At 45.8% G+C, this 21123-nt stretch carries 16 protein-coding genes; 4 read left to right on the top strand and 12 right to left on the bottom strand.

The features are described 5' to 3' along the window. Positions 1-17: 17 nt before the first annotated feature. The 6 genes from QE390_RS02760 to QE390_RS02735 all read right to left on the bottom strand — a co-directional run bounded on the left by QE390_RS02760 (position 18) and on the right by QE390_RS02735 (position 8316). Complete coding sequence (locus QE390_RS02760) at positions 18-1418, bottom strand: NADH-quinone oxidoreductase subunit N (RefSeq protein ID WP_307140999.1); 1401 nt, start codon at positions 1416-1418, stop codon at positions 18-20. Between the two features lie 42 nt (positions 1419-1460). Then, positions 1461-2906, bottom strand: a complete 1446-nt coding sequence (locus tag QE390_RS02755) for a NuoM family protein (protein ID WP_307140998.1) — start codon at positions 2904-2906, stop codon at positions 1461-1463. Between the two features lie 13 nt (positions 2907-2919). After that, positions 2920-4839: an NADH-quinone oxidoreductase subunit L gene (nuoL, locus tag QE390_RS02750; protein WP_307140997.1), complete on the bottom strand. Its 1920-nt coding sequence runs from the start codon at positions 4837-4839 to the stop codon at positions 2920-2922. Between the two features lie 62 nt (positions 4840-4901). After that, complete coding sequence (gene nuoK, locus QE390_RS02745) at positions 4902-5225, bottom strand: NADH-quinone oxidoreductase subunit NuoK (RefSeq protein WP_106635187.1); 324 nt, start codon at positions 5223-5225, stop codon at positions 4902-4904. Between the two features lie 319 nt (positions 5226-5544). Continuing rightward, positions 5545-6537 (bottom strand): aldo/keto reductase, encoded by a 993-nt coding sequence (locus QE390_RS02740; RefSeq protein WP_307140996.1) that lies wholly within the window; start codon positions 6535-6537, stop codon positions 5545-5547. Positions 6538-6789: 252 nt separating this feature from the next. Then, positions 6790-8316 carry a serine hydrolase gene (locus tag QE390_RS02735; RefSeq protein WP_307140995.1) on the bottom strand — a complete coding sequence of 509 codons (1527 nt, stop codon included), beginning with the start codon at positions 8314-8316 and terminating at the stop codon, positions 6790-6792. Positions 8317-8381: 65 nt separating this feature from the next. Between QE390_RS02735 and QE390_RS02730 the strand changes: the two genes are divergently transcribed. After that, the gene (locus QE390_RS02730) at positions 8382-8837 is read left to right on the top strand and encodes a lipocalin family protein (RefSeq protein WP_106635190.1); all 456 of its coding nucleotides are present in this window, start codon (positions 8382-8384) and stop codon (positions 8835-8837) included. A gap of 147 nt (positions 8838-8984) precedes the next feature. Here the strand turns inward: QE390_RS02730 and QE390_RS02725 are convergent, their stop codons facing one another. After that, positions 8985-9869: an HD domain-containing protein gene (locus QE390_RS02725; protein WP_307140994.1), complete on the bottom strand. Its 885-nt coding sequence runs from the start codon at positions 9867-9869 to the stop codon at positions 8985-8987. Between the two features lie 185 nt (positions 9870-10054). Here QE390_RS02725 and QE390_RS02720 point away from each other — a divergent pair, with 185 nt between their 5' ends. The 3 genes from QE390_RS02720 (at position 10055) to QE390_RS02710 (ending at position 12841) form a co-directional block, all read left to right on the top strand. After that, the gene (locus QE390_RS02720) at positions 10055-10789 is read left to right on the top strand and encodes a hypothetical protein (protein WP_307140993.1); all 735 of its coding nucleotides are present in this window, start codon (positions 10055-10057) and stop codon (positions 10787-10789) included. A 180-nt stretch (positions 10790-10969) separates the two neighbouring features. Next, the gene (locus QE390_RS02715; RefSeq protein ID WP_106635193.1) at positions 10970-11242 is read left to right on the top strand and encodes a hypothetical protein; all 273 of its coding nucleotides are present in this window, start codon (positions 10970-10972) and stop codon (positions 11240-11242) included. A gap of 30 nt (positions 11243-11272) precedes the next feature. Beyond that, positions 11273-12841 (top strand): calcineurin-like phosphoesterase family protein, encoded by a 1569-nt coding sequence (locus QE390_RS02710; protein WP_307140992.1) that lies wholly within the window; start codon positions 11273-11275, stop codon positions 12839-12841. A 359-nt stretch (positions 12842-13200) separates the two neighbouring features. Here the strand turns inward: QE390_RS02710 and QE390_RS02705 are convergent, their stop codons facing one another. The 5 genes from QE390_RS02705 to QE390_RS02685 form a co-directional block, all read right to left on the bottom strand. After that, on the bottom strand, positions 13201-13668 hold the full coding sequence (locus QE390_RS02705; protein WP_106635195.1) for a GNAT family N-acetyltransferase: 468 nt from the start codon (positions 13666-13668) through the stop codon (positions 13201-13203). Between the two features lie 57 nt (positions 13669-13725). Further along, a complete protein-coding gene (locus QE390_RS02700; RefSeq protein WP_307140991.1) occupies positions 13726-14469 on the bottom strand; it encodes an SDR family NAD(P)-dependent oxidoreductase in 744 nt (247 codons plus the stop codon). A 91-nt stretch (positions 14470-14560) separates the two neighbouring features. Beyond that, entirely contained in the window at positions 14561-19564 is a 5004-nt protein-coding gene (locus QE390_RS02695) for a hypothetical protein (protein ID WP_307140990.1), read from the bottom strand. 187 nt (positions 19565-19751) lie between these two features. Next, a complete protein-coding gene (gene prmA / locus QE390_RS02690) occupies positions 19752-20591 on the bottom strand; it encodes a 50S ribosomal protein L11 methyltransferase (RefSeq protein ID WP_106635198.1) in 840 nt (279 codons plus the stop codon). Between the two features lie 58 nt (positions 20592-20649). Further along, positions 20650-21072, bottom strand: a complete 423-nt coding sequence (locus QE390_RS02685) for a DUF2141 domain-containing protein (protein ID WP_106635199.1) — start codon at positions 21070-21072, stop codon at positions 20650-20652. Between the last annotated feature and the right edge of the window lie 51 nt (positions 21073-21123).

The following is a 21123-nucleotide window of genomic DNA, read 5'->3' as shown; positions in this document are numbered from 1 at the left end:
AAAATTGACGTTAATATCTAAAAGAATCTATTCACCAGGTCCGGGAATAATCCAAATAGGAGCGTCAGAACCGTAGTGAACAGCAAAGTTAGTTTAAATCCACTGCTTACGATAACTCCTTCGTTGTCACTTGGTTTTAAATACATGGCAATTATTACCCTGAAATAATAATAAATGCCGACACATGACATCAATACTGCGATGACTAACAGGGCGGTAAGATTAGCCTGAACCGCTGCGGAAAAGATAAAAAATTTACCCCAGAAACCTGCCGTTAGTGGAATCCCTGCCAGAGAAAGCATCGAAACGGTCATAATAAAAGCTAGTAGCGGATTGGTTTTAGCCAGACCGTTAAACGCATCATAACGTTCGTCGGGATTTCCTTCATAAGGTTTTCGCTCCGAAACAGCGATTAATACCCCAAAGGCAGAAATAGTGGCAAGCGAATAGGCCAGTGAGTAAAAAAGAATAGCCGATTGAGAACTGGGCACTTTAGCAACTACGGCCAGCAGCAGATACCCCGCATGAGAAATGCTGGAATAAGCCATCATGCGTTTGAAACTGATCTGATACGCGGCTGTAATATTTCCGATTAATAAGGTTAAAATGGCTAGTACGGCCAGTGTCTGGGCCCAGAAACCATAAGAACTGGCAAAAGCGACGGAAGCGAGTTTGTAAAGAGCCGCAAATCCAGCCGTTTTAACCACGGTTGACATATAAGCCGTAAAGATCGTAGGTGCTCCTTCGTATACGTCTGGGGTCCAGAAGTGGAACGGTGCTACGGACACTTTAAATAACATCCCAAAAAACAGCAACAGTAACCCGATGTAGAGCAGGGGAGAAACCGAACGATACTGGGTTGCCGTTTGTACATAAGTAGCAATGGCTCCGAGTTTAAAAGAACCCGTGGCTCCATAGATCATGGCTAATCCGAAGAGTAAAATACCCGTGGCGAATGAGCCCATGAGGAAATATTTTAAAGCGGCTTCGTTGGAACGTAGGTTCCGTTTGTCCGTTCCGGTTAGAACGTACATGGCAACCGATAGAATTTCAACCCCAATGAAGAGCATGATGAGGTTTTCAAAACCAATCATCATCAAAGCACCCGTGACCGAAAAAAGAATAATGGAATAATATTCGGCTGGGTGCGTATATTCTATATCGTCGCCAAAATTTCTGGAAATCCCGACGACTAATACCGTAGTAAGCAGAACAATGACCGAGAAGCTGACGAACAGGTTATTCACCCGTAGCATATCCGAAAAGTATAGAGCCTGCTGGTTCCATTCCTGCGTAAGTAGAGCCAGAGCTACGAACAGAAAAACAAGCGTAGCAGGCAGCAAAATCCGACGGGATTTCAGGAAGCCAAGGAATAAATTTAATATGCCAAAAAGAGACAGAGATATGATCGAGAGCATGTCTTGAATGCTTGAGAGTAAATGAAAAAATACCGCTTCGTCTTACTTCAGGGTGCGTAGCAACTCGGCAACGGCTGGTTCGGTTAGTTTCAGAAATGCATTAGGAAACAGACCAATCCAGAATACAAAAACAGCCAGCGGAAGCAGAACCAGAATTTCATTAAGGTTCAGATCCGTGAATTGCTCGGTAGCGGTGGTTTGCAGTCCAAACATGGATTTCTGAACCATACGAAGCATATAGACTGCACCGAAAATAATGGTTGTTCCGGCTACGATACCGATCCAGGTATTATAAGTAAAGACGCCTTTTAGCAGCAGAAATTCACCAATGAAACCATTCGTCAAAGGCAGGGCTACGCTACCTAATACCATGATGATAAAGAAGACACTCAATACGGGAGAGTTTTGAGTAATGCCTCCTAACTGGCTCAAATCCCGGCTTTGCGTGCGGCTGAAGATGATTTCGATAATGAAAAACAGCCCGACCACATTAATACCGTGAGCAAGCATTTGAATGAGGGAGCCTTGTAACCCGTCGAGGGTTAAGGAGAAAATACCTGCCGCCATCAAACCTACGTGAGCGAAGGATGAATACGCTACGAGCCGTTTCATATCCTGTTGCTGAATGGCAATAATAGAACCGTATACAATGCCCGTTACGGATAAAATCACCGCTACCAGTCCCCATTCCTGAACCCCTTCGGGAACGATGGGTAATACGATTCGGATGAGTCCGTAAGTACCCATTTTCAGCATAATTCCGGCCAGTAGCATAGTCGCTGGTGTGGGCGATTCTACGTACGTATCAGGCTGCCAGGTGTGGAAAGGGAATACGGGCATTTTGATGGCAAAACCAATGAACAAAGCCCAGAACAATACGCTCTGCTGAGCGGCTGAAAGCTTTAATTCATAAAAAGCTGAAAGTAAAGAGCTATGCGAACCAGGCGTCTGGAGGTACAGATAAACCAGGCCCAGTAACATGAATAATGAACCGAAAATGGTATAAATGAAAAACTTGAACGTTACCGGAATTCGATTTTCTCCGCCCCAGGAAGCCGCAATGAAATAAATGGGAATCAGGGCTGCTTCGAAGAAGAAGTAAAACAGAAAGGCATCTTTTGCCACGAAAACCCCAACCAGGGCCGATTGCATCATCAAAATGAGGGCATAAAAGGCGGAAGGGTTGCGGTAACTGTGATTAAAGGTGGAAAGAATAATCAGCGGTACTAGTAACGTGCTGAGTAATACCAGCAGTACGCTAATGCCATCGATGCCAATAGCAAACTGAATACCAGCGGATGAAATCCAGTCATAGCTTAAGGAAAACTGACTCGATGTATCGGCTTTAAAGATGGAAAGAACGTAAACGGCTAAGGCTAATTCAACCAGTGAGGCGATCAGAGCCACTCGCTTGACGGCTCCGCCACGTAAACCCAGCAAAACCGCTGCCAGGACCAGAGGAATCAGTATCAGGATGAGGGTAAGCATATCTTTATTTTACTTATGCGTTGAAAATCAAAGACCGAAGGCTATAAATGAGAATGGCAGCAATACCCGTCACCATGATGAAGAGGTAAAAGCTGGTGGTACCGGTCTGTAATAGGCGGAACTCATTGGAAAGGCCTTTAACAAAATTACCCAGACCTTCAACGCCCCCCTTATTTAAAATGATCTGGTCGGTAATGCGGTAGAAAAAGCCGGATAAGGCCTGCGTTGGTTTGACGAAAACGGCGTTATAAATCTCATCGACGTAGTACTTATGGTAGATGAGTTTCTTAAGGCCCGTGATTTCTTCGTCAGGTTCGGGAACGGCGTTACGACTGACGTATAGGACAAAAGCTACAATGATTGAAAGCACAGCTCCGGCTACTGAAACGCCCATGAGTGTTAACTCCGTTGAATGATCCAGATGAACCCCTGCAAACGCTTCGGGATTAACCCGTTTGGAAAGTTCGAAAATGGGGTCGAGGAAAGCGTCGAGTTTAGCGGAACCACCAAAGATGGCGGGCACATTCAGGAAGCCACCTAATACGGATAAAACTGCCAGCACCATTAACGGTAAGGTCATGGTAAGGGGTGATTCGTGCAGGTGATGTTCCTGTTCGTGCGTTCCCCTGAACTCGCCGAAGAACGTCAGGAAAAGCAGACGGAACATATAAAAGGCCGTCATCATGGAACCAAATACCGCCAGGCCCCACATGAGTGGACTGTGTTCGAATACATGAGCCAGAATCTCATCTTTCGAGAAGAAACCCGCAAAAGGAGGAATGCCGGAAATAGCGATGGTTCCTAATAAAAACGTCAGAAAAGTAATGGGCAGTTTCTTGCGTAAGCCTCCCATGGAACGAATGTCCTGCTCGTCGCTCATGGCGTGAATAACCGAGCCTGCACCAAGGAATAACAAAGCTTTGAAGAACGCGTGAGTCATCACGTGGAAGAAGCCCGAGCTATACGCTCCAACGCCCAGACCCAGGAACATATATCCTAATTGAGAGACGGTAGAGTAGGCCAGTACTTTCTTAATGTCATTCTGGAAGAGGCCAATCGAAGCCGCTAATAGAGCCGTCGCCAGAGCTACCCAGGCAATGAGGTGAAGCGTATCAGGAGCGAGGGTATAAAGAATATTGGAGCGAACAATCATGTAAATTCCGGCAGTTACCATCGTGGCCGCGTGGATCAGTGCCGACACGGGCGTTGGACCTGCCATGGCATCGGGTAACCAGGTATACAGCGGAATCTGGGCGGACTTACCCATTGCTCCGATGAACAGACAGATGGTAATCCAGAAAATTCCCTGATCGCCAATGCTTAACTGAGCCGCGGCTGGGAAAACACTGGAAAATTCCAGACTTCCGAATTGGTTAATGATCAGAAAAATCCCAATCAGAAAGCCTAAGTCCCCAATTCGGTTCATCACAAAGGCTTTGCGGGCGGCATAACCATAGCTTGGATTCTGATTCCAGAAACCAATGAGTAAATACGAGCAAAGGCCCACGCCTTCCCAACCAATGAACATGATGAGGTAATTAGAACCCATCACCAGCAGGAGCATGAAGAAAAGGAAGAGATTCAGGAAAGCGAAAAACTTGCCAAACCCTTCATCGTGGTGCATGTAACCGATGCTGTAAAGATGAATGAGCGAGCCAATTCCGGTGATAATCAGCATCATAATCAGCGAAAGCTGATCGATCTGAAAAGCAAAGGAAATATTCAGGTTACCAACCGTAAACCAGTCGTAAAGAGGAATGGTCTGAGCTTCGCCCGAAAAATTAAGGAATAGGCTTGCTACGATCACAAAAGAAGCCAGCGAAGCTCCGGTTCCGATGAGGCCTACCAGAGATTTAGGTATCCGGCGGAAGCCTAACCCATTAATTAGGAATCCGAGGAAGGGTAATAAAGGAATGAATAAGGCTAAATTCATAGTTCAGTGGAGGTAAAGACGTACCTGCTTACTCGTTAGTGGAGGGGCCGAAAACAAAGGATTTACCACTTGATTTTATTCATCAAGCCCACATCCAGCGAGCGGATGTTTCGATACAGCATAACAATAATGGCCAGACCAACGGCCACTTCCGCTGCGGCGACGGCCATAATAAAAAACACAAACACCTGCCCATTCGGATCGGAACGGTACGTTGAGAAAGCGATGAGTAACAAATTAACGGCATTCAGCATTAACTCCACCGACATAAAAATAATGATGGCGTTGCGACGGGTAAGCACTCCAATAATGCCGATAATGAATAAGGCCGAAGCGAGGTAAATGTAATATTGAAGCGGAATTTTCTGGACAACTTCTGGGATCATGCCTTCGCTAATTGAGGTTACGGCGTAGAAAGCTATGAAACACTTCTTTACGTACGCTGTAACGGGTAGAGGTTTTTTCTCAATGAGAAGTTACAAACTGGAAATGTTATAACTACACTTTGAATAGTGATGTGGCAAAAATAGTAGTTTTCCCCAAACCGTCGCAATGCTCTGTGAGCTTATTGGACAGTTTTTTTGCAAAAGAGTAAGAATAGAATGGATATAAATAAGAATTGTACTAAACGCAGAAAATGGCTCAGGGAGGCAAAAAAAGCCGAAGTGGGCACTTGCCTACTTCGGCGTAGAAACGTAATTCTATCTAAATCAGGCTCAAAGTGGAGAGGTGCTTGTTAATGACACCTATCTCTTCCGGCGATAATGAAATGTGAATCGACTGAGCATTCTGGATGGCTTGTTCCGCATTGCGGGCACCTACCAAAGCAACGGTAATACCGGGTTGTTCGATAGTCCAGCGGATGACTAACTGAGACAAAGTAGCCCCTTTCTCTTGAGCCATTGGACGAATTTCGTCGAGAAAAGCGTTGATTTTTGTCAGGTTCTCAGGCTGGTAAAATCTTGATCCCGAGCGGGTATCACCTTCGCCAAACTGATGCCCAGGCTTGATTTTACCCGTCAGAATGCCTCGTTGCAGGGGGCTGTAAGCAATAATTGCTTTCTGCCGAGCCATGGCATAAGGAACCAGTTCTTTTTCGATGGAACGCTCTACCATGCTGTAAGGTACCTGATTAGAAGCCAGCGAGAGCGTTTCTTCGGCTTCCATAAACTGAGCCGTGGAATAATTACAAACTCCGGCGGCCCGGATTTTTCCCTGTTTTTGTAAAATGTCCAGGGCTTCCATCGTTTCACTGATCGGTGTGGTGCTGTCGGGCCAGTGAATCTGGTACAGGTCGATATAATCCGTTTTCAGACGACGAAGGCTGTTTTCGCACTCCTGAATGACGCTATCCTTGCCAGCGTATTTATAGACGTCAATTTCCTGGCCATCGTTGTTCTGCGTGTGAAAAGCAAAATCGCCCTGCTTCACGTCCCAACGCATGCCAAATTTGGTCAGAATCTGAACCTTATCACGGGCAACGCCCTGAAGTGCTTCTGCAACGATTTCTTCACTAACCCCCATACCATATACGGGAGCAGTGTCAATGGAGGTAACTCCTTCATCGAGTGAGGCCTTAATGGCTTCTACGGCTTCTTTTCGATCGGCTCCGCCCCACATCCATCCGCCAATGGCCCAGGCACCAAACGTTATAGCTGATACCTGCAAGGCTGATTCGCCTAATTCTCTGTACTTCATGTGACTTGAATTAGTTTGAGGTTTAACGTTTCAAAGGGGAGTAAGGTTTGAGAAAATGTAAATTGCCGTGTTGTGTGGAGTTTAAGGTTTGAGTGTGTTTGATTATGGTTTGATGATGTTTTAGAACTGTTTCGGGAGGTTTGATCTCATGATTAAATTCATCAGTAAAAGAGTTTACATAACTCTAAAACCCATTGACCAAAGGCATTCAAACCATAATCAAACACACTCAAACTTTATTCCAACAACTCTTTATTTCACTTCTCGTAAATCCAACTGCTGGATTAGGGCCGGGTTTTCGGGGGATAGGGTGAAATACACCAGTACTTTTCCTTGCTCACCTTCCATGATGAAAGTGCCCCGTAGCTGATTTTCAGGAATCAAATCGCCTACTTTTACAATTTTTCCGACTTTGCTGAATAACTCTTCGGAAGCCTTTTTGCGTAAAGCCAGTGATTTGTCAGGAAAGAAGTTTTCGGCAAAAATGGGGTAATGGCTGGCCTGATTCCAGTCTTTCAGCACCGAAACCAGGTCTTTTTTTCGCTGATTCAGGATTTTGGAAACAGGTAATTGTCGCTTCTTCAAATCAGCCGAGGCCAGAAGCGTTTCAATGATTTTGGTATTAATCAGGCCCGCGTTGGCGTAGGTAAGGTTAGCGTAGGTAATGACGCCGATGCCATATTCGGGTAAAATCCGCCAGTTGCTGCCAAAGCCGGGTAAGCCTCCGCTGTGCCCAACGGTAGTAATCGCGTCTGAATCCCGGGTCCAGCGAAGGCCATAGGCGTAAGCTGAGGAAACGGAGTAAGGCGTGCCGTTGGCTTTTAGAGAGGTACTTAAACCAGCAAAATTGGCTGGTTGCTGCATCTCCCGCACCGAACTCCGACGGATCGGGCCGGTGCCGGCTTCACTGCGAGCGGGCCAGGCCGCCAAATGAAAAGAGACATACTTACTGAAATCTTCTATCGAAGTTAATAAACCGCCCATGGCTCCGTAGGCACCATCCGGTAATAGTTTCTCTTCGACAAATTTTTCGTTTTCCCAGCGGTACCCGTGAGCCAGTAACTCAGGCTCAACTTTAGAAAAGTCCCATACGGTATGGGTCATACCTAAGGGTTTAAGAATTTCCTTAGTAATGTATTCCTGATAAGGCGTTTGGGTAACGACGGTGATAATGCGGCCTAACATGGCAAAACCCATGTTGCTGTATTCGTACGTTATACCGGGAGGGTTTGACAAAGAAACGCCTTTCCCCAGCATTTTCAGAAAATACGCGTCGGCAATGGCAAGCTGGCGATCACCCCAGGGGTTATCTTCGGGAAAACCAGCCGCGTGGGTTAGCAAATGCCGAATCGTAATAACCGGAGCATCGACGGTTAACGCAGGCGTTTTTTTGACTTCAGGAATATATTGCTGAACCGGATCATCCAAACGCAGCTTGCCTTCATCGCGTAGCTTAATGATAGCCATGGCCGTAATACTTTTAGTCATGGAGGCAATTCGGAAGAGCGATTTTGAGCTAGCTGCCGTCTTCTGAGCGAGGTTGGTTAAACCGAAACTATGGCTGTCTATCAACTGCCCATCGACAACAATGCCGTAGGTTAAGCCTGGGAAGTTATTTTTCCGAAATTCTTCCTCTACCTGTTTTTCGATGGCAGGTAAAGCACTTTTAATTTTTTCGAGACGGTCTGGGTCCGTAAACACCGGAGGCTGGTATAAAGTCTGAGCCTTGCTGGTAAGAACCGAACCGAAGAGGAGAAGGGTCAGGTATCGTTTTTTCATAAGGGAAGTTTGAATGATAGGCGAATCTACGATCTAAATCTGTTTTATCCGCAATTCCATCAGCTATGGATTCTTTACTAAAAGTTATCGTCGGAACCTGGTTCATTTGCAGTACCAATTTCCCCATGTGGCTGAAAGGCAATAAGCATAACCCCACCTTCACCTATACCCCCGTTCCTGAAAAGCCCGGCGTCTTGCTCGACGAGGTGAAGTATCAGAAAAAAGGAAAGAAAAAAACGATTACGGGTTATGATTATCCTGACGAGAAGAAACCCAATGCCTTTATTTGGCGGGGAAAAGGCTTATTGGGTTTACTGAAAAGCAAATGGGAGGTTCGGTTAATCGACCCTCAAGGGCAATGGGCCGTGATTTACTTTTCAAAGACCTTATTCACGCCCGAAGGTGTGGATATTATCAGTCGGCAACCCCAACTTTCACCGGAGTTACTTCAGGAAATTAAAAGGCAAATGGCCGCTGACTCGTTGCTACGTGCTCAGGTATCTTCATTGAAAGACCTCTAGTAATGTTTAGGGTTGCAAAAGTTGTACTTTACGGTTCATAAGGCACGTGATGAATCACATTTCTGGTGTAAGCTTTCTGTAAATCAAGTACAAACACTAGATAAAAGCGAAGGTTGAACTTCTGCTACGAATCGAAATAGTATTACATCAGGAAGGAATCGTGTTAAGAAAATAAGTCTTACCTCCCTGAATTATTTCGGGATTTAACTCTCTTTTCTTGACGATAATAGTGCTTGGTATCGCTGGATCAAAATCGGTCATAGTTCTGATTCGTTCCAGCTTTATTTTGGTATACATATCGAATTCGAGGAGATTAATGATGTGCTGATCGTCCTGAAAAAAATCACTTTCCAGTAATAATTTCCGACCTAATCCTTCTCTTAATAACTCCGCAAATTTCTGATTAGCAAACAGGTTTTCTTTTTTGTGAAAATAATCTTCGTTCAGAATAGTGTAGCTGGCTTTGATCCAACGGGCAGACTCTTTGGAAGTTACTACCATTCGGTTTTCATGAATTGATAAGTGGGAAAGAAAAAAATCAATTTCAGTCGAGTTAATTAACTCAGCGTGATACAAATCCCGTAAAGTATAGTCCACCCGGTCGGCACATAATCGGGGCAAAGGCTGTTCCAGTAAGGGAAAATTTTCTTGAATGAATTGCTGGGAAGTATACCCGTTTGCTTGAAGAATAGAAGAAATTTCAGGATAAGAGACAAAGGTTTCGTACCATTCTTCGTGAAAAGATTCGTCCCTAATGTCCAAGACATAATCAATTACGTGCGAGAAAGCCGTATGGGAAATGTCGTGCAAGAGGGCTGCAATCTGTTCTTTTTCGTCACCACCAAGCCTCCTGATTAGTAACATAACACCAATGGAATGCTCATAACGGGTATGCTGTAAGCGGCTGTCTACCAGAAAATTAGCCCCGCCCTGATGAATGGTTTTTAATCGCTGGAATAGTTTACTCTGAATGATTTCCGCACAAACGCCCTCAATTTCATAGGAACCATATATCGCATCCGTATACTGCATATTTTCTCGACTAAGGATAAGATTAAAATTTACGTAAAATGGTGAGAGACAGCTTTACGTCTTTTTCTTCTTGCGTTATATCAATCCATTGTCGGGGGTTTTAGTTCTGGTAACTCCCTGAATGAACGTTCTGGCTAGCATTTTTTGGAAATAAATTCACTGATTCTAAACTATTACTTCTCGTCATGAAAAAGATTTATTTGCTGTGCTTCGCTTTACTAGGTCTGACAACGGTCCATGCTCAGATCCGCCTGGATGTAGAATCAGGGCTGGTTTTAGGAACAAATTATAACAAGATTCGCATACCCAATCAGGGCGGTACGCTAGTGGATATTGCCAAAGAACTGAATGTAAAACCTAAAGTATTCTTCCGCCTCCGGGCCGATTACATTATTGATAACCGCCATCATATTTCAGCTTTATATGCACCGTTGACCGTTCGTTATGACGGGAATTTTTCGCAGGATGTTCGTTTTAATGCTACCACTTTTGCGGCTAATCGTCCCGTTACGGTTGACTATACATTCAATTCCTACCGCCTGACGTACCGCTATGATTTTGTGGCCAATGAACACTGGCGAATAGGGGCGGGTCTGACGGCCAAAATTCGGGATGCGAAGGTGCGTTTTAAGAACGAAGGACAGGATACGTATTTTGATAATTTTGGTTTTGTCCCCCTCATTAACTTTTATGCAGGCTGGAAACCTACCGAACGCTGGGGCTTACTGATTGAAGGCGATGCCTTGGGTTCGAAACAGGGACGGGCGGAAGATATTTTTGGTGGTATTACCTATGCGTTAGGCGAGCAGGCAAACCTGAAACTGGGTTACCGGGTGGTAGAAGGAGGAGCGGATGTAGATCGTGTGTATACGTTTAACTGGATTAACTACGCCTCGGTGGGGATTGTGGTAGAGTTTTAACGCTCTGCCTCAACGGTGAGGAAGTCTGCACATTTCAAATAGCTCTGGATGACAATCCGGGGCTATTTTTTTGGTGTCGTTCGTTAGAAGTATTTCAATATTAAAAGATTATGAAGCCGCTTAACGAAAAAATAACTTGGTTAAGCCTGGATTAACGCTTCAATTTTGTGGGGTAAACACATGCATTACTACGCCATGCTTCCCAAGTTTTTATTATCAATGCCCGCTGATACAGACGTTGATTACGTCCTGCACACGGAACAACCTTCGTTTTTGATTCGCGTTGAAAAAAACGAAGAAGATCAGCCCGTTCTTACCGAAAAAGCCATCGTTCGCTGGTACGATAGCAAGCCTGCTCAGTCGGGTGTGCTCGATGAGATTCTCGAAGAAATGATGGAGTTTCTGCTTGAAGAGTACGACTTTATTTCTGACGAAGAAGACTGGATTGAATAACACGTTCCTCTGATTTCTGAATAAAATTCTATGTTAAATCGACTGATTGCGTGCGGAATTGGTACGCTGTTGTGGGGTTCAGTTTTTGCTCAGGGCCAGGTAAAAGGCTTTGTGTATGAAGACCAGAACGGTAACGGCAAGAAGGATAAAAAAGAAGCAGGACTTGCGAAAGTGGCCGTATCTAATGGTCGTGAGGTAGTTTTGACCGATGCTCAGGGTAAATACGAGTTACCCTTAGGTCAGGATCAGACCATTTTCGTGATTAAGCCCTCCGGGTATCGTCTGCCGGTGAATGAGTTTAATCTGCCTCAGTTTTACCGTCATCACAAGCCGCAAGGCTCGCCCAAAACGAAATTTGCGGGAGTAGTAGCCACGGGAGCCCTTTCTAAGTCAGTGGATTTTGCGTTAATGAAGCAAAACGAACCTACTGATTTCAAAATTCTGGTTTTCGGAGATCCTCAGGTATATTCCGAAGAGCAGGTAAGCTTTTTCAAGAAAGGAATTATCGACGAAGTAAAGACCAAAACCGAAGGTGTTCGTTTCGGCATTAGTCTGGGGGATGAAGTAGGGGATAATCCTGAACTATATCCTTCCTATAAGAAAGCCATCCAGCAGTTGGGGCTGCCCTGGTTCAATGTCATGGGTAATCACGACATGAACTACGATGCCCAGGCGGATAGTTTGTCGGATGAAAGCTTCGAAGCCGCTTTTGGTCCGAACAATTACGCTTTCAACAGCGGAGATGTTCACTTTGTCGTGCTGGATAACATCCTCTATCCCGATCCTCGGGACGGGAAAGGGTATTTGGGCGGTTTGCGTCCCGACCAGTTAGACTTTATTGAAAATGATCTGAAACTAGTTCCTAAAGACAAACTGATCGTTTTCTGTTACCACATTCCTCCCATTGAAGAGTTTCGCCCGGAAGACCGTCAGCGGATGTTTAACGCTCTGAAGGATTTTCCTCATACGCTCTCCCTTTCAGCACATACGCACTTCCAGTTACACCATTTCTTTGGTAAGGAAGAAGGATTTACCCGTGAAAAACCGCACCACGAGTACAACGTAGGAACAACCTCGGGCGACTGGTATTCCGGTGAAATGAACGAGAAAGGGGTACCCGTTTCCATGATGCGGGATGGCACCCCGAAAGGTTATATGTTCCTTTCATTCAAAGGGAATGAATATGCCTTTGATTACCGCGTAGCAGGACAGCCGGAAGATTATAAGATTGGCATTCATGCTCCGAAAGTGATTGCTCGTCGCCAGTCGGCAAAGGGCGAGGTGTATGCTAACTTCTTTCAGGGCAGTGAAAAAGATCAACTGGAATATCGGCTGGATGATGGAAGCTGGAAAGCCATGACTCAGGTGGCAGAACCCGACCCCATCATGTTGAAAACTCGCTTACGCTGGGATGAGGCTACGGAACCTTTGAAGGGGATGCGTCCATCCAATCCGGTAACCTGTACGCACTTATGGAAGGCAGCTCTGCCCGGTAATATGGCGGAAGGCAATCATACGATTGAGGTTCGGGCAAAAGATGCCTATGGTCGTACGTTCACCAATACACAAAAAATACAGGTTGTCGCTTCGGCTGAATAACCATAGACTGACGTAAAAATTAAAATCCCGGAAGCTCAGCTTTCGGGATTTTTTGTTGATTTCGGAGCGACTGCCTAAACGTGAATAATTTCTCCGATCCCCCGCAGTCGCTCGGCTCCAGCCGAGTGACCACTTAGCTTTAGGCCTCTGGCCGGTAGGATGCGAATGAGTAGCGGGTCAGAGAACAACTTCCCTAACAAAAACAGACTTGCCACCATCGGCCAGAGGCCTGCCAAGCTAGATTGTCACTCGGCTAGAGCCGAGCGACTGCGAGGGTCTTGGACGGTCTCTGAAAGGAAAATAGATCAATCATACCCGTACTTTGATTCAATCAAATTACGGGTATGATCAGGAGGTACTTACGAAATCTTCGAATGATGCTGATAGGTCATGTAAGTATGAGGAATGCCGTCTTCGATATATTCCATTCCTGTAGAGATAAAGCCTAAAGAAGTATAGAACTTCACCAGATGGGTCTGAGCTCCAATTTTAATCATGTGTGGACCAAACAGGCGGCGGCAGTAGGCAATGGAAGCTTCCATCAAACGCTTGCCTAAACCTGAACTACGAACGGCAGGAGAGGTAACTACGCGGCCAATGGCTGTATAGCCTTTAAAACAAACGTCGCGATCAAACAGACGGGTGTAAGCAATAAGCTTTCCGGTGTCGTCATCCTTGCCCAGGCAATGCCAGGCTTTGGGGTCGTTTCCGTCAATATCCTGATAAGGGCAATTCTGTTCAACCACAAACACTTCGGAACGAAGTGCTAAAATTTCATACAATTCCTGGACAGTGAGTTCGTGAAATTGCTTTAAGTCAAATTGCATAGATGGAGAAGATACGTTAAGAATAGGCGATTCTAAAAAGACAGTGCCGAAGTATTTTTAATAAGGAGAAGGACTTAGGCTGGTCCAGCCGCCGTCTACCACGAGTGTCTGGCCCGTAATATGCCCCGCTTCGGGCGAAGTTAAGAACAGGACTGCTGCTGCAATGTCTGCTACCGTAGCGGGTTTTTTCAGAGGCGTAATCCGCGACCAGGTGGAGGTATAATCTGGGTCATCGAGTGTTCGTTCGGTGAGGGTTGCTCCGGGAGCTACGCAGTTGATCGTGATACCATAGGGCGAAAGCTCCGTTACCAGTGACTTCGCCAACATTTGAAGGGCTGCTTTGGTCATGCCATATGCCGCAAGATACGCATGCGATTGCTGTCCTGTTACCGAAGACATCAATAAAATTCGTCCCCCCTGACCTTGGCTTCGCATTTGTAAGGCGGCCTGTTGCGTGAGAAAAAAGTTACCCCGAATATTGAGATCCAGCAGTTTTTGAAGGGATTCGGGCTGGTACTCAAAGAAGTCGCCGAAGGTAGTGATTCCCGCGTTGGCTACTAAAATATCCAGCGATCCAAACTGGGTAACTGCGGTTTGAACCAGTCGTTTGATGAATTCAACATCGGAAGCGTCGCCCGCTAGAATCTGACAATTTCCGCCTTCTGACCGAATTCGGGCCGCCGCATGCTGAGCCATGATTTCGTCAATGTCATTCAGCAAAACGGAAGCTCCGCGAAGAGCCATTTGCCGACAAATTTCAAAACCAATGCCCTGAGCGGCTCCGGTAACAATAACATTCATAGTGTAAAGAGGTATAAAGCGGCTCGTAAAGATAAAGCCTTAACTAAGTAATCATAAAAAGAGACGAGTGTTCACCCGTCTCTTTTACAAACTAAAAACCCGTTTTCTTTTCTGCCGGTTTTTTTACCGGAGCGGCTTCTTCGGTTTCTGAAAGCGAAGTAATCTTTTTGGTTTTGGTAGAATCGCTGGCTACCGGCTTTTTCACCGGAGCCTGCACGATTGCCTTTTTATTCTTCGTTTTGGATTTTTTACTTTTCGGGTCTTCCAGAATTTCTTCTACAGGCTGATCGTCCGATTCTGCGGCTACTTTCTCTTCGGTAACGGCTTCTTTTTTAGCTGCTTTGGGTTTTTCGCCCGTAACCTGTTGAGGGGCTTCTGTCGGCTCTGCTTTTTCCTCTTTGGGCTGAGCCGCTACTACGGGTTTCGGTTTACGGGGCTGACTGCTCGAACGAGGGCGATACATGGTGCTGAAACGGTCTACGAAGTTATTTTTATCTTCCTCCGAAGCGATTCTGATTTTATTATCCTTGCCCGTTTTAGCCTGTAACTGTCCGTTGAAATCCTGATCCGAACTATACACTTCCGTAGTGCCCTGAACCAATGCCAGGTAATACCAGACATCTGGATTTAGCTCAAGGTAGAAGAACAAGTCATCCATACCACCTGGATTTTTCCGAATTTCCAAGGCTCCGTCAAACTGCCCGTTAATGTCGGTGGTACCAAGGTTAGATACCCCGATTTTCCCAACATTATAAAAGGCCTGATTCTCGGGATTGTACCGCATACTCAGATTAGATAACACCGCTGTAGCTGCAAATTTCGGCGAAAGGGAAGCCAGCGGAACGTTCGCTCCATTGGTCGATTTCTGCGTGAATTGTTCGGCAGTTTTGCCACCTGCCACGTTTGCAATTTTCAGTAATAAACGATCAAAGTCGGGCTCGGCGGCTTCCTCGCTGATCTTTTCGTCCAGATTGGTTTTGACAATTTTGTCTCCGGCAATGTTCATTACCGCCGCCGGAATGGACGTATTCAATACTAATAAGGTATTGAAAAGATACTTGGTGGAATCGGGAACGAGCCGTGCGTAACCTGCCGACTGTACGGCTGTAGCCGGCGAGAATAACTGAATAGGCCCCTCAAACGTAATTATCTTTTTATTGTCATTGAGAACGTATTTCGGACCTTCCAGTGTTTCGTCATTCGCCCGAACGTCGCTGGCAATTGTTAACTGATTCGTCTTGACATCATCCCGCAAACGACCACTGGCGGTGAAAATGTCCGCATCCTGAGGATTAACTTTTGGCGAAAGGAAACTCAGGTATAAACCTTCGCCACCAAAGTGCAGACCCGTATACAGAGGGGTCTGACCATCTTCGGCTTTCAGGCCATCCACGCTCAAACTCAGACTGTCGCCCGTAGAACCTTCGAAGGGAATCCAAGAGGGCTCGGCAATTTTACTTTTCAGGCGTGTTTGAATGGCTCCCTTGAAGGTGAGGCCCGGATTGGCAGCTACCATCGTGATATCGCCTTTGTAAGCCAGTCGGGGCGTGAGCAGGAAGTTATTCTCTTCGCTAACTCCTGAGCGGGCCACTGTTCCATAGCTCAGACCGGAATGAACGGTTTTTTCGGCTTTATTCTTACGACTTGGTTTAGCCGAAGCAACGGCCTGACTGTTAGTGACTTCCCGGAATTCGAAGGCATCAATTTTTAACTTAGTCGTATCGCCTTTGGAACGGATGTATTGGTAAATCGCATCCCCTTCGAATTTCTTAGCTGAAAGAATCTGAATATTTCCGTCGGATAAATGGTGGAATTCATTAACTGTATCCGCCACTACGCGAGCCTTTTTCAACGGAATCATTTCTGCATCCTGTTTGATGGATACCAGCCCTTTGTTAGGAATGATCTTGGCATCCGCTGACTTGATGTAAGGAACCCCCTTAATATTCAACGTCATTTTATCAATTTCGTACAGTGCTTCCGCTCCATTAAAGGCCAGCCCCTCCTGCGATGGATTCGTCGAAATGAAAGTCGAACTGTTTACATTACCTTTCATGGTAATCTTCTTTTTGGCAATGTCCCAGTCGGCCCGGTTAATGGTAGTAGTGTAAGCCGCGTAAGGGAAAAACAGACTTGACGAATCTTCCAGCGTCGCGTTTTTGGGCGTTTGAATGAGGGCATTCTGAGCTGCTGTATTGAAGGTGACGTCTACAGCCCGGCCCAACAGGGCAGGTTTCTCCCCAGTGCCAATCTGAATCTGAGCCCGTTGAGCTATGAACTGGTTTTTGTTAAAGGAGAAATTTTCGGAGCTGATTTCCGAATCTTTTCGCTTCATTACCCCTTCGCCAAACAGTCCGGTAGAACGCACTAACAAGCTTCCTTTCAGTTGTGAACTTCCATTATAAAAGTCCAGCGAACTTTCTTTTTCTGTAATAACCAGGCTATCTACCTTAGGTAACCATTTCATTTCGTAGGATTTGAAAGCTACTTCGGGGAAATAAGCTTTGCCAACGGTTCCTTCCTTGATACGCCCGGAAGTACCCGTAAAGCTAACGACCGAGTCGGGGGTTAACACAAACTGTTTGCCTTCCAGCGAGGTCGTCAACGTGCTTAAGACGCCATCGGCTTTCAGTCCATTATTGTCCATTGTCAGCGTGCCGGTTACTTTCAGATTACCCTTGCCTTCGTACAGTTTCAGGCCCGCTTCGGGGACTTTATAGGCAAAGCCGAGGGAGTTATCGGGCATGGTAATCAACTTCGTCTGAATGGGGGGCAGAACCCCATCGGAGTAGAAGGTTCCTGAAAACTCAATGTCCTTACTTGTTAAGCTGTCCTGATCAATTTTGGGAATTTTGAAGTAAACCTTTCGGTTATACGCTCCGGCGAGTCGGGTGGTATCATCAAAGTAGATGTTAACCCCATCCTGCACAACCAGTCGCGGAGCACTGGGTTTTTTCCCGGATTTATTATTGGGCTTTCCGAGGTAAAGTTTACCCGAACCGTATTTCAAATCCTGACCAATTTCCTTCGAGTTTTTCTTTCCTTTCATCTGTTGAGGAACGAAGGTTACGGTATCAAGTTTATCGAGATTTACGTAAAACTGCTCGTAATTAAAATTAAGATCGCGGCCTTTAAAGCGGAAATTATCCAGCTTCATTTCGCCATTGAAAACAAACGAGCGGTTTTTACCTACCCGAACTACCTTGTCGGCGGGACGAATGAAAATCTTCAGTGAATCACTTACTTTGAAGGGAGCTACACCGCGAATAGTCAGGAAGTTATCTTTGAAATTGATGGAAGCATTGGCTAAACTATCCCGATCAGAACCAGCCTGTGTGGAGAGAATGGCGAGGTTATCAAAATCCTTTTTCGCCAAGGCTACCTGCAAGTAATGTTGACCTTTCGAACTGAGCCTGACCTGATCGGTATCAGGATTATAGTCAATAAAACCTTGCTCAATGGGCGGAATCAAAGCGTCCCGCATAAGCTTGCCATCGCGTTTGTAATGAGCCGCGAGTTCGTCCACGGTAATAGCCGAAATGCCTTTTTGCTTGAGGCAATTAGCCAGAATGGTAACGGGGTGAAACCCCTGCGGACTGGTCAGTTTTTCGTATTGGGTGGATTCATAATAATCCACCGATTCGAATCGGGCAGGGACGGCATTTTGTCCCGAAATAATATCAAACTCCAGGTGTTTGCTGGGTAAACTCCATTTGGCCGCATCGGCCCGAATGGCAAATCCGTGATAACTATCGCTGAAGGATGCACTGCGATACCCCCCGCGTTCCTGACGAGCCAGACGCAACTGTTTGGTCTGGGTGTTATACGTCATGCGAATGGAAGGGTGCGTAAGTGTATCGCCCGTGGGATAATAGCCCGTAAACTGCACTGCGGGGCTGTAAATCAGTGAATCACTTAACTCAAAACCTTTACTCTGTGCTTTGAAGGCTACTTGCCCATCCTGCTGAACGGTAATAATAGCTCGTTTCCCGTTGGCGGCAGCACCGTAAGCTTTCGACCCAATGAGAGCAAAGCCTCCGCGATACGTAAGGTCTTTCCCCAGGTTTTTGATTTCTACATCCGCCTCTTCCGACTGAAACTGAGGCTGGGTAACAGGTGCATTCGCGGGACGCTTCCGGCTTTCAAATCGGAAGTTTCCTTTCACGGGGGTACTCAACCGTTCTTTATAGGTCAGAGTGGCTTCATTGGCGAATAATCGTGGCGTCTTTACTAAAATTTTATAGGATTTCAGATCAACGCCCGCCTGATTCAATTCACCAATATTCCAGGTATAATGACCTGACTTACCATAGATTAATCCTTCTTTGATCCCTAAACTCAGTGTCGCTTTGTCAACCACAAACGAATCCTGAGCGGTGACCATCGAAAAGGAAGCATCCTGTAAATCAAGTACGGGCCCGGCAGCGAGCGTTTGGGGCTGTGGAAGAGCCTTAACGGCCTCGGTAACGGCTACGGGCGTGTCCCAACTGGAATCATCCCAGCTAGTAGTATTGCCCCAGCCATCATCTGTAGGCTCGTCAGCGGGTTTGTTTTCGGTAGGAGTGGTGGGTTTGGCTGCCTCGTCCGTTTTTGAAGTGCGATAATCGAGCGGCTGGTCAATGAAACGAAAATTAAACTTGCCGCCTGAAGTATAAAGCTTATTAAAGTTTGACGTAAAAAGTTGTCGGGAAGTTAAAAACAGCCGCGAAAAATTGAGGTAACTAAGATAGCCTTTGCTATCGCTGGACTTAAAGGTTTTTTCGGTGACTGTTAGGAAGTTACTTAAATCCGTGCCCTTCATTTGCTGCGTCTGCACGGCTGCGTTCAAAGTCTGAAACCAGGGTAGCAAATAAGGCGGCTGCTTCATATTTTTCGCAATCATAGCTTTAGTAAGAGCCATTACCTGCGTTTTCTGATCTGAACTCATGCTGGCCCAGGCCGTATTGAAGTCGGCTCCCAACTGAGCTTGCCCAAACGAGGTCAGAACAGTCTGAACGTCCTGAGCAAAAGGCTCGGGCTGATCGGAAAATTTAACCTGCTGAGCCAATGAAACATGCATCGTCAGGCAAAAAATAAAAAGTAGTGCTACTCGCATAAGACTAAAGGGTTGGCCTTCCATACCCTGGAAAACAGTCGAAAGCTGTTTCTGTTTCCAGTACGATTCTTTTCTTAAACGTGAAACTGAAGGGTTTTCGCCAAGAAGGCAACAAAAAAAGCTTCAATAATACCATTGAAGCTTTTTTTGTATTGATTATGAATGACTTATGTTTGAAAATGGACGGTTAAACCACATACGTGAAACGAGCGGCTGCCCAGCCATTTCGGGTTTTAGTAACGGCTAATTCCAGACCAACGGACTGTGCAACGGTTTCAATCTCAGGCAAATCCTGTTCGTAAAAACCACTGACGACCAAAACCCCACCGGGTTTCATAAACTCCTTGTAGATGGGAATTTCCCGTAAAAGAATATTCCGGTTAATATTAGCCAGAACAACATCATACAAGGCGGCGGGTTCGTCTTCAATAGTGCCCTGACGAACGTGAACGATATCGTTTAAATGGTTGAGAGCTACGTTTTCAATGGCGTTTTCGGTAGCCCATTCTTCAATGTCAAAGGCAGAAACGTAGGACGCTCCGCGTAACCCGGCCATGATAGCCAGAATGCCCGTGCCCGAACCCACGTCCAGCACCAGCTTATCTTCCTGATCAATTTCCAGTTGATGAGCCAGCATCATCCAGGTAGTTTCGTGATGACCCGTGCCGAAAGACATTTTGGGATTAATAACGATCTGATACTCAAAACTAGAGGCATCCAGTTCGTGGAAGCTGGCCCGAACCAGCACGCGGCCCTCGACGTCGATAGGCGTGTAGTTTTTCTCCCACTCCGCATTCCAGTTTTCTTTTTCGATAAACTTGATGGAATACTCCAGCGGGCCGGTAATGGATTCATACCGCTGAATGATCTCCTGAATGGGTTCAGGGTGAAAACCTTCTTCTGGAATGTACGCCAGAATATACGTATCCTCTTCTACGAAGGAATCAAAACCGATTTCTGCCAGTTCAGCCACAAAAATATCCGCAAAACCCGGCGAAACGTGAAGCTGTAGTTCGTAATAGTTCATGAGACAAAGGTAGAAAACGAAAAGCCGTTTGTCGTACTAACGGTTCAATGTTAATGCATTATAACAACTGTAAGTACATGCGGTTGTCCTTAGCTGAATAAATGAATTTACAGGATTCAAACTTAGGAGATTTAATCTTAGGACGATAATTCTGTGAAAAGCAGTAGGGTTCTTTGGGGATTCCCAGAAGATTGGTGTTAAGCTTTCCATCCTTATTTTCATCCTGAAAGATGGCCACCGCGTATTCGCCGTAAGGTAGATCGTCGGCAAAAAGCGTTGGAGAGGAGCCGCCGTTCGGTTCGAGCGTGTAGGACTTGAAGGGCTTTTTCAGAAATTCATCAGTCTTCCTGAATACAGCAATTTTAAGTGGAGCACGCGTATTCTTGAGATTGGTAATCGTAATGGCAAGTGGTTCTTGTTTGGGAGGGGATGTCAAACCTAGTGTAAAAACAAACTGACTGAGAATGAGTAAAACTTTCATAGCGGTAAAGTATACTTTTCAAGTGATTTTAGATTAAAAAAAATTGGGCAG

This window comes from Siphonobacter sp. SORGH_AS_1065, from assembly GCF_030818595.1.
Classification (GTDB): domain Bacteria; phylum Bacteroidota; class Bacteroidia; order Cytophagales; family Spirosomataceae; genus Siphonobacter.
The sequence above is the reverse complement of the archived record's forward strand: the minus strand, read 5'-3'. Positions and strand labels throughout refer to the sequence as shown.